The 12,108-nt window shown below is 64.6% G+C and carries 16 protein-coding genes and 1 tRNA gene; 4 read left to right on the top strand and 13 right to left on the bottom strand.

Annotated elements, in window-relative coordinates; genetic code table 11:
* Window positions 1-30: 30 nt before the first annotated feature.
* Window positions 31-663, bottom strand: coding sequence for a DNA-3-methyladenine glycosylase I (locus tag RS897_RS41790; protein ID WP_315834495.1), 633 nt, complete (start codon window positions 661-663; stop codon window positions 31-33).
* A gap of 10 nt (window positions 664-673) precedes the next feature.
* Window positions 674-1,567, bottom strand: coding sequence for a CAF17-like 4Fe-4S cluster assembly/insertion protein YgfZ (gene ygfZ / locus RS897_RS41785; RefSeq protein WP_315834494.1), 894 nt, complete (start codon window positions 1,565-1,567; stop codon window positions 674-676).
* A 131-nt stretch (window positions 1,568-1,698) separates the two neighbouring features.
* Here ygfZ and RS897_RS41780 point away from each other — a divergent pair, with 131 nt between their 5' ends.
* Window positions 1,699-3,033 carry a dihydroorotase gene (locus RS897_RS41780; protein ID WP_315834493.1) on the top strand — a complete coding sequence of 445 codons (1,335 nt, stop codon included), beginning with the start codon at window positions 1,699-1,701 and terminating at the stop codon, window positions 3,031-3,033.
* A gap of 167 nt (window positions 3,034-3,200) precedes the next feature.
* Here RS897_RS41780 and RS897_RS41775 read toward each other — a convergent pair whose 3' ends face one another.
* The 4 genes from RS897_RS41775 to RS897_RS41760 all read right to left on the bottom strand — a co-directional run bounded on the left by RS897_RS41775 (window position 3,201) and on the right by RS897_RS41760 (window position 5,156).
* Window positions 3,201-3,467, bottom strand: coding sequence for a hypothetical protein (locus RS897_RS41775; RefSeq protein ID WP_315834492.1), 267 nt, complete (start codon window positions 3,465-3,467; stop codon window positions 3,201-3,203).
* Between the two features lie 300 nt (window positions 3,468-3,767).
* Window positions 3,768-4,145, bottom strand: a complete 378-nt coding sequence (locus RS897_RS41770; protein WP_315834491.1) for a TIGR02301 family protein — start codon at window positions 4,143-4,145, stop codon at window positions 3,768-3,770.
* 49 nt (window positions 4,146-4,194) lie between these two features.
* Complete coding sequence (locus RS897_RS41765) at window positions 4,195-4,629, bottom strand: NUDIX hydrolase (protein WP_315838922.1); 435 nt, start codon at window positions 4,627-4,629, stop codon at window positions 4,195-4,197.
* Entirely contained in the window at window positions 4,629-5,156 is a 528-nt protein-coding gene (locus tag RS897_RS41760) for a hypothetical protein (RefSeq protein WP_407654403.1), read from the bottom strand. The genes RS897_RS41765 and RS897_RS41760 overlap by 1 nt, the downstream gene beginning before the upstream one ends.
* Before the next feature lie 63 nt (window positions 5,157-5,219).
* Between RS897_RS41760 and RS897_RS41755 the strand changes: the two genes are divergently transcribed.
* On the top strand, window positions 5,220-5,990 hold the full coding sequence (locus tag RS897_RS41755) for an SOS response-associated peptidase (protein ID WP_315834489.1): 771 nt from the start codon (window positions 5,220-5,222) through the stop codon (window positions 5,988-5,990).
* Window positions 5,991-6,123: 133 nt separating this feature from the next.
* Here the strand turns inward: RS897_RS41755 and RS897_RS41750 are convergent, their stop codons facing one another.
* From RS897_RS41750 to RS897_RS41740, 3 genes are all read right to left on the bottom strand, one after another.
* Window positions 6,124-6,705 carry an NUDIX hydrolase gene (locus tag RS897_RS41750; protein WP_315834488.1) on the bottom strand — a complete coding sequence of 194 codons (582 nt, stop codon included), beginning with the start codon at window positions 6,703-6,705 and terminating at the stop codon, window positions 6,124-6,126.
* A 108-nt stretch (window positions 6,706-6,813) separates the two neighbouring features.
* Window positions 6,814-8,241: an FAD-binding oxidoreductase gene (locus tag RS897_RS41745; RefSeq protein WP_315834487.1), complete on the bottom strand. Its 1,428-nt coding sequence runs from the start codon at window positions 8,239-8,241 to the stop codon at window positions 6,814-6,816.
* Between the two features lie 42 nt (window positions 8,242-8,283).
* On the bottom strand, window positions 8,284-9,273 hold the full coding sequence (locus RS897_RS41740) for an L-threonylcarbamoyladenylate synthase (RefSeq protein ID WP_315834486.1): 990 nt from the start codon (window positions 9,271-9,273) through the stop codon (window positions 8,284-8,286).
* Window positions 9,274-9,357: 84 nt separating this feature from the next.
* On the opposite strand from RS897_RS41740, the gene RS897_RS41735 reads away from it, so the two are divergent.
* Window positions 9,358-9,434: transfer RNA gene (locus RS897_RS41735), tRNA-Pro, on the top strand.
* 254 nt (window positions 9,435-9,688) lie between these two features.
* Here RS897_RS41735 and RS897_RS41730 read toward each other — a convergent pair.
* The 4 genes from RS897_RS41730 to RS897_RS41715 form a co-directional block, all read right to left on the bottom strand.
* Window positions 9,689-9,874 (bottom strand): hypothetical protein, encoded by a 186-nt coding sequence (locus RS897_RS41730; protein ID WP_315834485.1) that lies wholly within the window; start codon window positions 9,872-9,874, stop codon window positions 9,689-9,691.
* A 166-nt stretch (window positions 9,875-10,040) separates the two neighbouring features.
* Window positions 10,041-10,349: a hypothetical protein gene (locus RS897_RS41725; RefSeq protein WP_315834484.1), complete on the bottom strand. Its 309-nt coding sequence runs from the start codon at window positions 10,347-10,349 to the stop codon at window positions 10,041-10,043.
* Window positions 10,350-10,557: 208 nt separating this feature from the next.
* Window positions 10,558-10,779, bottom strand: a complete 222-nt coding sequence (locus RS897_RS41720) for a hypothetical protein (protein WP_315834483.1) — start codon at window positions 10,777-10,779, stop codon at window positions 10,558-10,560.
* A 6-nt stretch (window positions 10,780-10,785) separates the two neighbouring features.
* Window positions 10,786-10,983, bottom strand: a complete 198-nt coding sequence (locus tag RS897_RS41715) for a hypothetical protein (RefSeq protein ID WP_315834482.1) — start codon at window positions 10,981-10,983, stop codon at window positions 10,786-10,788.
* Between the two features lie 232 nt (window positions 10,984-11,215).
* Here RS897_RS41715 and RS897_RS41710 point away from each other — a divergent pair, with 232 nt between their 5' ends.
* Entirely contained in the window at window positions 11,216-12,103 is an 888-nt protein-coding gene (locus RS897_RS41710; RefSeq protein ID WP_315834481.1) for a dihydrodipicolinate synthase family protein, read from the top strand.
* Window positions 12,104-12,108: the final 5 nt, after the last annotated feature.

Raw genomic sequence — 12,108 nt, 5'->3', positions numbered from 1 at the left:
CCGTTGGCTCACCCGGGCTACGACAATAACTCAAGCCTTCTTTGGCACCTTCAACTTCTTCGGCCGCTTCGCCGTGCCGCAGGTATCGTAGCAGTGGCAACTGATGAGATGGTCGTTGACGATGCCGGTGGCCTGCATGAAGGCGTAGACGATGGTCGGGCCGACGAACTTGAAGCCGCGCGACGCGAGATCCTTCGAGACCGCGATCGAAACCGGCGTCGAGGCCGGAACGCTCTTGGTGGTCTTGAACGCATTCACCTTCGGCTTGCCGCCGACATGGTCCCACAGCAGCTTGGAGAAGCCGGGGCCTTCGTCCATGATTTTCAGATAGGCCTTGGCGCCGGCAACCGTGCCTTCGATCTTGGCGCGGTTGCGCACGATGCCGGCATCGTTCATCAGCGCTTCGACCTTCTTCGCGTCATAACGCGCGATTTTGGCCGGCTCGAAATTGTCGAAGGCTTTGCGGAAATTCTCGCGCTTGCGCAGGATTGTGATCCAGGACAGGCCGGCCTGGAAGCCGTCGAGGATCAGCTTTTCGAACAGCGCGCGGTCATCATACTCCGGCACGCCCCATTCGGTGTCGTGATAGGCCATGTAGAACGGGTCTTCGCCAGGCCACGGACAGCGTACGAGTCCGTCGGCGTGCAGTTTGGCGTTGCTCATCGGGACATGCTCACGCGCTGGCTTTCTTCACGGCGGCGCGGACCTCGTCCGGCGCTGCCAGCTGGATCGGCTGACCATCTGCCAGCAATGCCAGGCCGGCGTCGAGCGCCTCGGTGGCGCGATCCACACGGATCACAGCCAGGGCCTTGCCCTGCGCCGATGATCCCATGGTGCCGATCGATTTTTCGCCGGCAAGGATGCTGGTTCCCGCTGCGGGGGCCGCCTGGTCCAGCGTGATGCGCACGGTGCGGGTGCGCGCGGTGCCGCGGTGCTGCATGCGCGACACCACTTCCTGCCCGACATAACATCCCTTGTCGAAGTCGACGCCGTGCAGGTGATCCATGTTGGTTTCATGCGGAAAGGCATCGCCATAACCGAAGTCGGCGCCGCCGCGCGGCACGCCGCAAGCGATGCGGTGCGCCTCATAGGCCGCTGGCGCGACCCATTCGGCGCCGATCAGCTGCGTGGCTTTTTCCGCGAGATCCTGCGGCACCAGGATGCGCCATCCCAGTGCTTCGCTGCGCGGATCGGCAAACGCAAGATCCGGCAGTGCCTCGGGCTTGCCGTCCCACACCGCGAGCACGCCGAGCCCGCCGGAGAGATTCTCCACCACGACCTTGGCGCGCAGCTTGTAGAAGCCCAGTTTGGTCGCAAACGCATCCGCAAGCGGCAGCGGACAATCCAGCAGGAAGCCGCTGCCAGGTTCTGTAATATGGCCCTCGGGCGCTTCGGTGATCAGAAAATCCACCACGATCTTGCCCTGCGGCGTCAGCAGCGCGCCGAAGCGGGCGATGCCGGGACGCACCAGGTCGACCTCGGTCGTGACCAGATTGTTGAGGAAGCTGCGCGCATCGGGGCCGGAGACTTTGACCACGCCCCGGTCCGGGAGAAACGCTGATTTCATGGGGGTATCCGTGCGATTTCCGCTTGTCAGATGTAGGCAGGGAACGTAAGGCGCTAAGGTGCCTGCCACAAGGCCCGTGGTCAGGCGATCACGCTTGAATCGTTGTTGTTTCGGGCCGAACCGGGTGTGCAATGAGCCAGACTTATGACGTGATTCTCAAGTCCGGAACCGTGGTCAATCAGGACGGCGAGGGTTTGCGCGACATCGGCATCAAGGATGGCCGCATCGCCGAGATCGGCTCGCTTACGCAGGCGAGTGCCGCGGAGGTCATCGACTGCAAGGGCTTGCACATCCTGCCCGGCGTGATCGACACCCAGGTGCATTTCCGCGAGCCCGGGCTGACCCACAAGGAAGACCTGGAAACCGGATCGCGCGGCGCCGTGCTCGGCGGCGTCACCGGGGTGTTCGAGATGCCGAACACCAATCCGCTGACCATCACCGACGAAGCCTTCACCGCCAAGGTCAAGGCCGGCCATCATCGCATGCACTGCGACTTTGCCTTTTTCATCGGCGGCACCCGCGAGAACGTGCAAGACTTGCCGGAGCTCGAGCGCGCACCGGGCTGCGCCGGGGTCAAGGTGTTCATCGGCTCGTCCACCGGCAGCCTGCTGGTGGAAGACGACGACAGCCTGCGAAAGATCTTCCAGGTGATCCGCCGCCGCGCCTCGTTCCATGCCGAAGACGAGTATCGCCTGAACGACCGCAAGGGCCTGCGCATCGAGGGCGACCCGCGCTCGCATCCGGTGTGGCGCGACGAGATCGCGGCGCTGCAGGCGACGCAGCGCCTGGTGGCGCTGGCGCGCGAGACCGGCAAGCGCATCCATGTGCTGCACATCTCCACCAAGGAAGAGATCGCCTATCTGCGCGACCACAAGGATGTCGCGTCGGCGGAAGCGACGCCGCATCATCTCACGCTGGCCGCGCCCGAGTGCTACGAGCGGCTCGGCACCCGCGCCCAGATGAACCCGCCGGTGCGCGACGCCAGCCATCGCGACATGATCTGGTACGGTGTCAATCAAGGCATCATCGATATCCTGGGCTCGGACCACGCGCCGCACACGGCGGAAGAAAAGGAAAAGGTCTATCCGGCATCGCCGTCGGGCATGACCGGCGTGCAGACGCTGGTGCCGACCATGCTGGACCACGTCAATGCGGGCCGACTGTCGCTGGCGCGTTTTGTCGATCTCACCAGCGCCGGTCCCGCGCGCCTGTTCAACATTGCCTGCAAGGGCCGTATCGCTGCCGGCTACGACGCCGATTTCACCATCGTTGATCTGAAGCGCAGCGAGACCATCACCAACAAATGGATTGCGTCCCGGGCCGGCTGGACGCCCTATGACGGCGTCAAGGTGACGGGATGGCCGGTCGGCACCTTCGTGCGCGGCCGCCGCGTGATGTGGCAGGGCGAACTGGCGACGCCGTCGCAGGGCGAGCCGGTGCGGTTTCTGGAGACGCTGAAGGCGTAGTGTGGGGGCGGACGTGCCATCCCCACTCCGTCATTGCCGGGCTTGACCCGGCAATCCAGCTTTCTTCGATGTTACAACGCGAATTCAGAGTTCAAGCTGGACCCGCGGGTCAAGCCCGCGGGTGACGCAGAATATGGAATGACGCACGGTGTAGGCGTTACGACGCCTTACTGCCGCGCCAGCACCACGGAAAATTCGCCGTTGCGAATCCGGGCCGGCAGGCCCTCGACGAACTTCGCCACCGCATCCTCGCCATAGGTGCCGACCAGTTCGGCGAAGGCGGCGAACAGGCTGGCCTGCGCCAGGCAATCGCCGTCGATGCCGTCGTGCCGCGCCTCCGCCCAGGCCTCGTTGAGGTAGCCGAGCGCTGCCTGCTTCTGCTCATGGTCCGGCAGCGGGTCGCGGGCAACTGTGTACGTCGGCAAATGGCTCATGGAATGCAACAACCTGTGTGGCATGGCTCCCTGGGGAGCACGGCGACTATGATCAAAGCTTTAGCACGCGCCGCGCGGCGGCCTAGCCGGTTCTTTAGGAAAGGTTAACGGCGCGGGATCAATCATCTACGTTTCCGGAAGCGGCGGGTTATCAAGCATTTACCGCATCTGTCGGGGATCTCCATGACTGAGCGGCGTGCGATGGCCGTGTCGCCACGGCCGGATTTACCCACAATCTTAAGCCTGTTCAGTGAGCGCGGGGACGTTTGTGGCCGGTATGAGTGTGCCGGGCGCCATCAGTTAGTTGGCGTAGCGAGCGGTCAGGTCGCGGGAGATTTTCGAGCCCTCGTCGAGATAACGGCGGACCGCCAGGTTCGCGGCCGGGGTGCAGGCGCGATAGGTCTGCTGGAAGCCGTGATAGCCGCGATTGAAGCTTGCCACCATGCGCGAACGCCGCTGGCCCGATGGCGTCTCCGCATCGACCAGCGCCTGCATTTCGTTGCGCCACTTCATGCCTTCATTGCTGCCGCAGATCGCGCGCAGGTAATGCAGTGTGCCGAGGATTTCCGCGAGCCGCTGCAGGTCGGCGTCAAATGGCGCGGCCGCGTCCTGCGCCCGGACGGAGACGGGAACAGCAAGGGTCAAGACGATAAGGGCCGCAACCAGGTGCCTAAGCATCCAGCGGGATATGCCTTTTCAATGGGAAGGAAGCAAGGCAAAGCCGGCCTCAGCCGGCGAGCAGGGCGCGGGCCGCCGCAATGATCTGAAACAGTCCCTCGGTGGTGGGCTGGACATCCGGATGGTCCGGGTCGCACCACCTGTAATCGTCCAGTTCGTCGTTCAGCGTCACCTCGCCCGAGACCCAGCGGGTGGCGAACGACATGATGACGAAGTGGCCGGCGATGCCTTTGGCGGGATTGGGCACCACCTCGCGCCAGCCGGCGAGGCCGATGACATCGATCGCGAGCGCGGTTTCCTCGCGCACCTCGCGTTGCACGGCTTCCGCCAGGGTTTCGCCGAATTCCACCCGGCCGCCGGGCAGGGTGTAGACGCCCCTGGCTGGCTGGCGGGCGCGCCGCACCAGCAGAATCCTGCCGTCGCGAAAAATCGAGGCGCTGGCAGCGAGCTGCGGCCGTTCCGGGGGGCTGGCGCTGCTCGCCATCACGCGGTCATGATCCCGTCGACATCGGCCTCATGGCCCGAGCCGTTGATGATGCCGCCGGCCAGCGTGACCAGCGGTTTCACCCAGCCGGTGGCCTGCTCGGCGAGCTGCGCCCGGCTCTTGTCCTGCTGCATCTGGCGCATGGCATCGCCGACCGCGGTCAGGATCGAGGTCATGGTGCGGGTGATGTTATCGAACTCGCCGCGGATCGCCGGATCAGCCGTCTCGTAGGTGCTGATCGCCAGCTCCCGCGCCTTGAAATTGGCGGCGCGGAAATGCTCGGCGTAGGACAGGGGTTGCCAGCTCAGGAAATCCTCGGCGCAGTCCGGCAGGTCCGGGATCATTTCCAGCAGCATGATGGCTTCATTGAAATGATTGAGGTAGTCGGTGGCCAGCCCGGTGCGCGGATTGATGTTGGCGGTGAGCAACTCCTCGGCGCTGGGCCGCGGGACAGCGCGGCCGTTGGCGGCCTGATCGCCGGACACAGCCTCATCGAGTGGGGATATCTTCGCGGCCGCGGAGCTCATCCGTTCAAGTGTTAGGCGGACAGGGTTAAGAGGGGCTGAACATGGTCAGGCCTGGGTCGTGAAATGTGCGGACGATACGTCATTCTGACAACGCCCGATGAGCTGCGGCGGCTCTTCAACTACCCTGAGTTGCCGAATAGTCCGGCGCGTCACAATGTGGCGCCGACCCAGCCGGTGCCGGTGGTGCTGCAGGACCGCGGCGTCAGGCATTATCACCTGATGCGCTGGGCTTTCATGCCGGCCTGGGTCAAGGATCCCCGGACCTTCGCGCTGGTCATCAACGCCCGCTCCGAGACCGTACAGACCAAGCCGGCGTTCAAGAACGCGATCCGCCGCCGCCGCTGCCTGCTGCCGGCCGATGGCTATTATGAATGGCAGGACAAGGGCGGCCGCAAGCGCCCGTTCTTCATCCGCCGCCGCGACGGCGCGCCGATGGCCTTTGCCGGCCTGGCCGAGACCTGGATGGGACCGAATGGCGAGGAGGTCGACACGGTGGCGATTGTCACCACCGCGGCCGCGCCGGAAATGGCCGGCCTGCATCATCGTGTGCCCGTGACGATCGCGCCGGCGGATTTCGAGCGCTGGCTTGATTGTCTGGCGTTCGATGCGGACGAGGCGATGCCGCTCCTGGTGCCGCCCCAGGTCGGATCGATGGCGTGGTACGAGGTCTCGACCGCGGTCAATCACGTGGCCAACGACGATCCGCAACTGATCCTGCCGATCACGGCGGAGCAGGCGGCGGACGAAGAAGCCGCGTTCCTTGCAAAGAAAGCGCCGGCAAGGAAGCTGCCGCGGGCGAAGGTCGAGGACGAGGGGCAGGGGTCGTTGTTTTAGGTCATGCCGGCGGCGGAGAAAGACGACGCGCCTCCACACCCACTGTCATGCCCGCGAACACGTTCGCGGGCATGACAGAGAAGAGGTGGCGCGTATCACACATCAACCAACGGCGACAAAGATTGCGCAGCCGTCACTTGAACACATGCAGTGCCGCATACTGCAGCAGTATGATGGTCTTGGCGTCCACGATGCGGCCGTCGGCGATCATGGCCAGCGCCTCGTCGATTGAAGGCTCCAGCACCTCGATATCCTCGCCCTCGGAGGGATTGCCGCCGCCGTCGCTGATGCGCATGCCTGGGTCGTATTCGGCGACAAAGAAATGCAGTTTCTCGGTCACCGAGCCTGGGCTCATGAACGCCTCGAACACCTTCTCCACGCGGTGCAGCCGATAGCCGATCTCTTCTTCCGCCTCCGCACGGATGCGCTTTTCGGGAGTTTCGTCGTCGAGCAGTCCGGCAGCAGCTTCGATCAGCAGGTCGTCATGGCCGCTGACATAGGCAGGATAGCGAAACTGCTTGGTCAGGATGACGGTGCGGCGCGCGCGGTTATAAGGCAGCAGCGCCGCGCCGTTGCCGCGATCGTAGGTCTCGCGGTGCTGGGTCTGCCATTGGCCGTTCGAGCGCAGCCACTCGAACGTGGTGCTCTTCAGCGTGTACCAATTGTCCGACAGCAGGCGGACGGACTGGACGCGGATGCGGTTGGCGATGCTCATTCAGAATCCCGGAACGCTTGTAACCCGGATGAGCGCAGCGATATCCGGGATTCATCAACACTGGCCTTCCCGGATGTCGCTTCGCTCATCCGGGCTACGAGTGACGAACTACAGAACTTTGCCCGGATTAAGGATATTGAGCGGGTCGAGCGTCGCTTTCAGGGTGCGCATCACGTCGAGTGCGACGGCGTCCTTGAAATGGGGCAGTTCGTCACGCTTCAGCACGCCGATGCCGTGTTCGGCGGAGATCGAGCCGCCGAGCCGTGCCACGATGGCGTGCACCACCTCGTTGACGTCGTGCCAGCGCGCCAGGAAGGCCTGCTGGTCGGCACCGACCGGCTGGCTGACATTATAGTGGATGTTGCCGTCGCCGAGATGCCCGAACGGCACCGGACGGCAGCCGGGGATCAGCTTCACCACCGCGGCGCTGGCCTCGGCGATCAATTGCGGCACGGCGGCGACCGGCACGGAGACGTCGTGCTTGATCGAGCCGCCTTCGGGTTTCTGTGCCGGAGAAATCACCTCGCGCAGCGTCCAGAATGCGGTGCGCTGGTCGAGATTGGCGGCGATCACGGCGTCCTCGACGATGCCCTCGTCAAAGCCGCGCTCCAGGATCGCTTCCAGTGTGGCGCGGGCGTCGTCTCGCTGCGACGAGATCTCCATCAACACATACCAGGGCGTTCGGTTGTCCAGCGGCGCGCGGATGTTCGGGCCGTGCTTGACACAGAAGTCGATGCAGATGTCGGCGATCAACTCGAAACTCGTCAGCGTGCCCGCGGCCTCCGCGCGCGACAGCTCCAGCAGCTTCAGCGCGTCGTCCGGCGAGGCGAGGCCGACAAAGGCGGTCTCCACCGCGCGCGGCTTGGGATAAAGTTTCAGCACCGCGGCGGTGATGATGCCGAGCGTGCCCTCCGCGCCGATGAACAGGTCGCGCAGATCGTAGCCGGTGTTGTCCTTCTTCAGTTTCGACAGGTTGCTGACAATGCGGCCGTCCGCCAGCACCACCTCGATGCCGACGGCGAGATCGCGCGCCACGCCATAGGCCAGCGCCGCGGTGCCGCCGGCATTGGTCGAGAGATTGCCGCCGATGGTGCAGCTGCCTTCGGCGCCCAGCGACAGCGGAAACAGCCGGTCGACCGCGTCGGCCTGCTGCTGCGCGGTCGCCAGGACTACGCCGGCCTCGCAGGTCATGGTGTTCGACGCGGTGTCGACCTCGCGGACCTTGTCGAGACGGCGCAGCGACAGCACCACTTCGCCGTGATGTGGGGTCTGGCCGCCGACCAGGCCGGTATTGCCACCCTGCGGCACCAGCGCGGTTTTCGTTTCCGACGCGAGCTTGCAGATCGCGGCGACCTCCGCGGTCGAGCCCGGGCGCAGCACCAGCTTGGAGTGGCCCTGGTACAGGTTGCGCTCTTCGGTGAGATAGGGCGCGAGATCGTGAGCGTCCGTCACCGCGTATTTCTCGCCGACGATCGCGGTGAAGCGGGCGATCAGGTCGGGCGAGAGCGTGGTCACGGGCTTTTCGACGATGTTCATCTGTGTCCTCGAAGCTGGTCTTCTTGTCTTTTAGCCGTGTCTCTACTCTTGCGGAGCGGCGGCGCGGCGCAGCCGGTCGTTGATGGCTTCGCCGAGGCCCTCGTCCGGGATCGGCATCACCGCAATGGCGTGGGCACCCCTGCCGTCCAAGGCCCGCAGATGGCCGAACAGATTGGCCGCCGCCTCGACCAGGTCGCCGCGCGGCGACAGGTTCAGCACCGCGGTTGCATGCTCTGATCCAGATATGACCGACGGCCCGAACGCCAGCAAGGCCTCGCCATCGGCGAGCTGGCTTGCATTCAGGCGCACCTTGGTGCGTGGCGCATAGTGCGAGGCCAGCATGCCCGGCGCCAGCGGCTGCGGCGTGTCAGAGTCGATGTCCTCGACGGCCTCGGCCAGCGCGATGCCGAGCACGCGCTCGATCTCGCTGCGTGGCACGCCGCCGGGCCGCAGCATGGTGGGGGCCTTGAGGCAGGCGACGATGGTGGATTCGACGCCGACCCGCACGGGCCCGCCGTCAACGATCAGGTCGATACGCCCATCGAGATCGCTGGCCACATGGGCCGCGGTGGTCGGCGAGACGTGGCCGGAGAGATTGGCTGACGGCGCCGCCACGGGCCGCCCCAGCGCCTGGAGAATCGCATGCGCCACCGGATGGGCGGGAACCCGCACTGCCACGGTGTCGAGGCCGGCGGTGGCGAGATCGGCCACCGGGCAGCCCTCGGCTTTGGGCAGCACCAGTGTCAGCGGCCCCGGCCAGAACGCCTGCGCGAGTTTGAGGCTTTGGGCGTCGAATCGGGCGATCGCCTGCGCCGCCGCCAGATCGGCCACATGGGCGATCAGCGGGTTGAAAGCGGGCCGGCCCTTGGCCTGGTAGAGCCGCGCAATCGCCTGTGGATTGGTGGCGTCGGCGCCGAGCCCGTAGACCGTTTCGGTCGGAAACGCCACGAGACCCCCGCGCAGGAGCGTTTGCGCGGCGATTTCGGCGGCTTTTGCGTCGGCCGCGATCAGTTGGGTGCTCGGATCGGTCATTACAGGGGTGTTTTTGCTCGGATTTTTTCCCCTATAGCAGTTCTTGCGGTCTGCGAAACCCTTGGCTATAAGGCCGCACCTAGTCGGAGTGTGGCTCAGCCCGGTAGAGCACTGCGTTCGGGACGCAGGGGTCGTAGGTTCAAATCCTACCACTCCGACCAGTTAGGCTCACGAAATCGTCCCGGATTTCGCGCAACCAATTCCCAACAAAAATCCATTTTTTGTTCGCATGCAGCTGTGACGCGAGGTGGCTTGACGTTCTGTCAGTCATCGCGAGCACTATCGAGTGCCGCTGCCTGAGGTGCGCGCGCGTCTCTATGACCAGGCCTTGGGGCTTGCCGGTATCGGCGCATGGAAAATGTGAGCTCACGGCAGAACGCCTGACCTGGACGTCGGGCGTCTACGACATCTTCGGCTACCCCATGGGCACCCGCTGCGGCGAGCTGATGTCCTCGACCTCTATGTCGACGAGTCCCGGCGCAACATGCGCGCGCGTGCCGAGGTGATCCGGACCGGCCTTGCGGTATCGCTCGATGCCGAGATCAGGACCTGGCGCGGTGAAAGGCGCTGGATAGGTCGGTGCGTCGGTCGGAGCTGCCATCGTTGGCCGCCCTTATCGCCGGCGGATTGCCGAATTGTTCACGGAAGCTGATGTTGCGCTCTACGAAGCGAAGGCTGCCGGCCGTAACAAGGTCTATCTGTTCGGGGACGAGGGGCGCAGTCGTGCGGCCTAGCAGGTTGCGGGCTAGATGTGTGCGGACGCGACCCTAGACCGAGATGTCCGTCATCAGCCCTGTGCGCTTGTCGTTGGTCTTCTCGGCCTGCTGCTTGATCATCTCCCGGATCTTGTCTTCGATCTTCTGCTGCGCGGCCGAATCCATGGCCTGGAATTCTTCCTCGCTGATGCCCAGCTGCGAGAGCATGGCGGCATGCATCTTCTCCGCTGGCGTCTTCTTCGCATAATCGAGAAACCACTGCTCCGGGGACTTGTCATTGGCCGGTTTGGCGCTGAGCTTGCCGGACGTCTGCGGATCGAGCGGCGAGGTTGTCAGAAAGCTCAGAAGCGAAACGGTCATGGCGAAGCTCCGGATTGCACGCGAGAGATGCGAGCAAGCGCCATGCCAGATAGAAACAAATGGAAATATCGTGTTTTACAGCGCAATTGAGGCAGAGTTCGCGCGGCAATAATTGCCGCCGCTGACACACGCCAAGAAAAACCTGCCCGGCAATCGGCTGTCGTGCTTGGCCGCAGTCGCCGATAGGGAGGCGATAATACATTCCAACTTAGGAGACGAAGAAGATCTCGCAGAGCTCGAGCACAACCATAGCCAGCCCGCCGAGCCAGCCCACCATGGAGACGACAACAACGACGCTGATGCCGGTCAAGAACGCAGCCCGCCTGAGCCGGGTCCAAAGCATCGGGCTGCGAAGCTTCGGATCGGCCGGCACCGCCATCGATCCGGTCTCGCTGTGCTGCATCTCGTTCATGGCGGTGATGTCAGACATGCGGCGTTAGCGAACGGCTGATGCGGTCGAACTGGAGATCGTCACGGGCTTCCCGGCCTTGATGACGCTGGCGCTCTGATCGAACACGGTGCCTGAGGTGAGGCGGGCGACGCAAAAGCCGGCCATCACGATGCCGGCGACCAGCGCGACAACGACGATCTTCAGGTGGGTTGCACGGTCTGCGCTACGGATCGAGTGGTTCAAGGTCGCCTCCTGCCGTCTCGGGCAGAAACAGCAATAGCCGGCGACGGTTTCAGGACGATTGCGTCGCGCCCCCGAAATGGTGTCGTGGGATAGTCATGATGGTAAAAGCACCTGATGATCCCTGGTCGCAATGCTGGCCCGTGGGCCGGTCGCTTGAGATGTCTGATCGACCTGCTAGATTCACCGTCCAGATGGGGTGCCTCACGCCCTCAGCGCTCAATGGAGGGAATCAGTGATGGTGTTCAAGGGTCTGTCCGCGTTTCCGATCACGCCGTCGGATGCCAGTGGCCGTGTTGATACCGATGCCTTGCGCAAGCTGCTGGCGCGGCTTGTCGCGGCCAAGGTGGATTCCATCGGCCTGCTCGGCAGCACCGGATCATATCCTTACCTCACGCGGACCGAGCGTCGCCGGGCCATCGAGGTGGCGATGGAGACGGCGCGCGGCGAGACGCCGATTCTGGTCGGGGTCGGCGCGCTGCGCACCGATGAAGCGGTTCAGCTGGCGCAGGATGCCAAGGCGGCTGGTGCGGCGGGCGGGCTGCTCGCGCCGGTGTCCTATACGCCGCTGACGGATGACGAGGTGTTCGAGCACTTCGCGACGGTGGCGCGCGCGAGTGGCCTGCCGCTGTGGATCTACGATAATTTCAGCACCACGCATTTCAAGTTCACGCCGGCTCTGGTCGGCCGGCTGGCACAGATCCCTGGCGTGGTGGCGGTGAAGAGCACGGCACCCGAACCGGAGCTGGCGGCGGCGGATCTCGCTGACATGCGCAAGGTGGTGCCGGCTGGTTTCTCGGTGGGCTACGCCGCCGACTGGAAATCGGTGGCGATGCTGCTGGCGGGCGCCGACGCCTGGTACAGCGTTGCAGCCGGCCTGTTCCCGCGCAGTTGTCTGGCGATCGTGCGGGCCGCTCAGGCGGGCCGTGCCGATGAAGCCTGGCGGCTGGACGGGGAGATGGCCCCGCTGTGGGCTCTCTGCAAGGAGTTTTCCAGCCTGCGCGTGATGTATGCGGCGGCCGGTTTGCTGGACATCTGCCGCGCGGAGCCGCCGCGGCCGATCCTGCCGCTGCCGGAGGCCGCACAGCGCAAGATTGCCGACACGCTGAAGGGTTTGCGCTGAGTTAG

The organism is Bradyrhizobium prioriisuperbiae (assembly GCF_032397745.1).
GTDB classification, from domain to species: domain Bacteria; phylum Pseudomonadota; class Alphaproteobacteria; order Rhizobiales; family Xanthobacteraceae; genus Bradyrhizobium_A; species Bradyrhizobium_A prioriisuperbiae.
Note: the sequence above shows the minus strand (reverse complement) of the source record. Positions and strands in the feature narration are given on the sequence as shown.

Bases quoted from the DNA above. Each gene is read 5' to 3' on its own strand.
- RS897_RS41790 (WP_315834495.1), bottom strand. From the start codon at position 663: ATGAGCAACGCCAAACTGCACGCCGACGGACTCGTACGCTGTCCGTGG.
- ygfZ (WP_315834494.1), bottom strand. From the start codon at position 1,567: ATGAAATCAGCGTTTCTCCCGGACCGGGGCGTGGTCAAAGTCTCCGGC.
- RS897_RS41780 (WP_315834493.1), top strand. From the start codon at position 1,699: ATGAGCCAGACTTATGACGTGATTCTCAAGTCCGGAACCGTGGTCAAT.
- RS897_RS41775 (WP_315834492.1), bottom strand. From the start codon at position 3,467: ATGAGCCATTTGCCGACGTACACAGTTGCCCGCGACCCGCTGCCGGAC.
- RS897_RS41770 (WP_315834491.1), bottom strand. From the start codon at position 4,145: ATGCTTAGGCACCTGGTTGCGGCCCTTATCGTCTTGACCCTTGCTGTT.
- RS897_RS41765 (WP_315838922.1), bottom strand. From the start codon at position 4,629: ATGGCGAGCAGCGCCAGCCCCCCGGAACGGCCGCAGCTCGCTGCCAGC.
- RS897_RS41760 (WP_407654403.1), bottom strand. From the start codon at position 5,156: ATGAGCTCCGCGGCCGCGAAGATATCCCCACTCGATGAGGCTGTGTCC.
- RS897_RS41755 (WP_315834489.1), top strand. From the start codon at position 5,220: ATGTGCGGACGATACGTCATTCTGACAACGCCCGATGAGCTGCGGCGG.
- RS897_RS41750 (WP_315834488.1), bottom strand. From the start codon at position 6,705: ATGAGCATCGCCAACCGCATCCGCGTCCAGTCCGTCCGCCTGCTGTCG.
- RS897_RS41745 (WP_315834487.1), bottom strand. From the start codon at position 8,241: ATGAACATCGTCGAAAAGCCCGTGACCACGCTCTCGCCCGACCTGATC.
- RS897_RS41740 (WP_315834486.1), bottom strand. From the start codon at position 9,273: ATGACCGATCCGAGCACCCAACTGATCGCGGCCGACGCAAAAGCCGCC.
- RS897_RS41730 (WP_315834485.1), bottom strand. From the start codon at position 9,874: ATGGCAGCTCCGACCGACGCACCGACCTATCCAGCGCCTTTCACCGCG.
- RS897_RS41725 (WP_315834484.1), bottom strand. From the start codon at position 10,349: ATGACCGTTTCGCTTCTGAGCTTTCTGACAACCTCGCCGCTCGATCCG.
- RS897_RS41720 (WP_315834483.1), bottom strand. From the start codon at position 10,779: ATGTCTGACATCACCGCCATGAACGAGATGCAGCACAGCGAGACCGGA.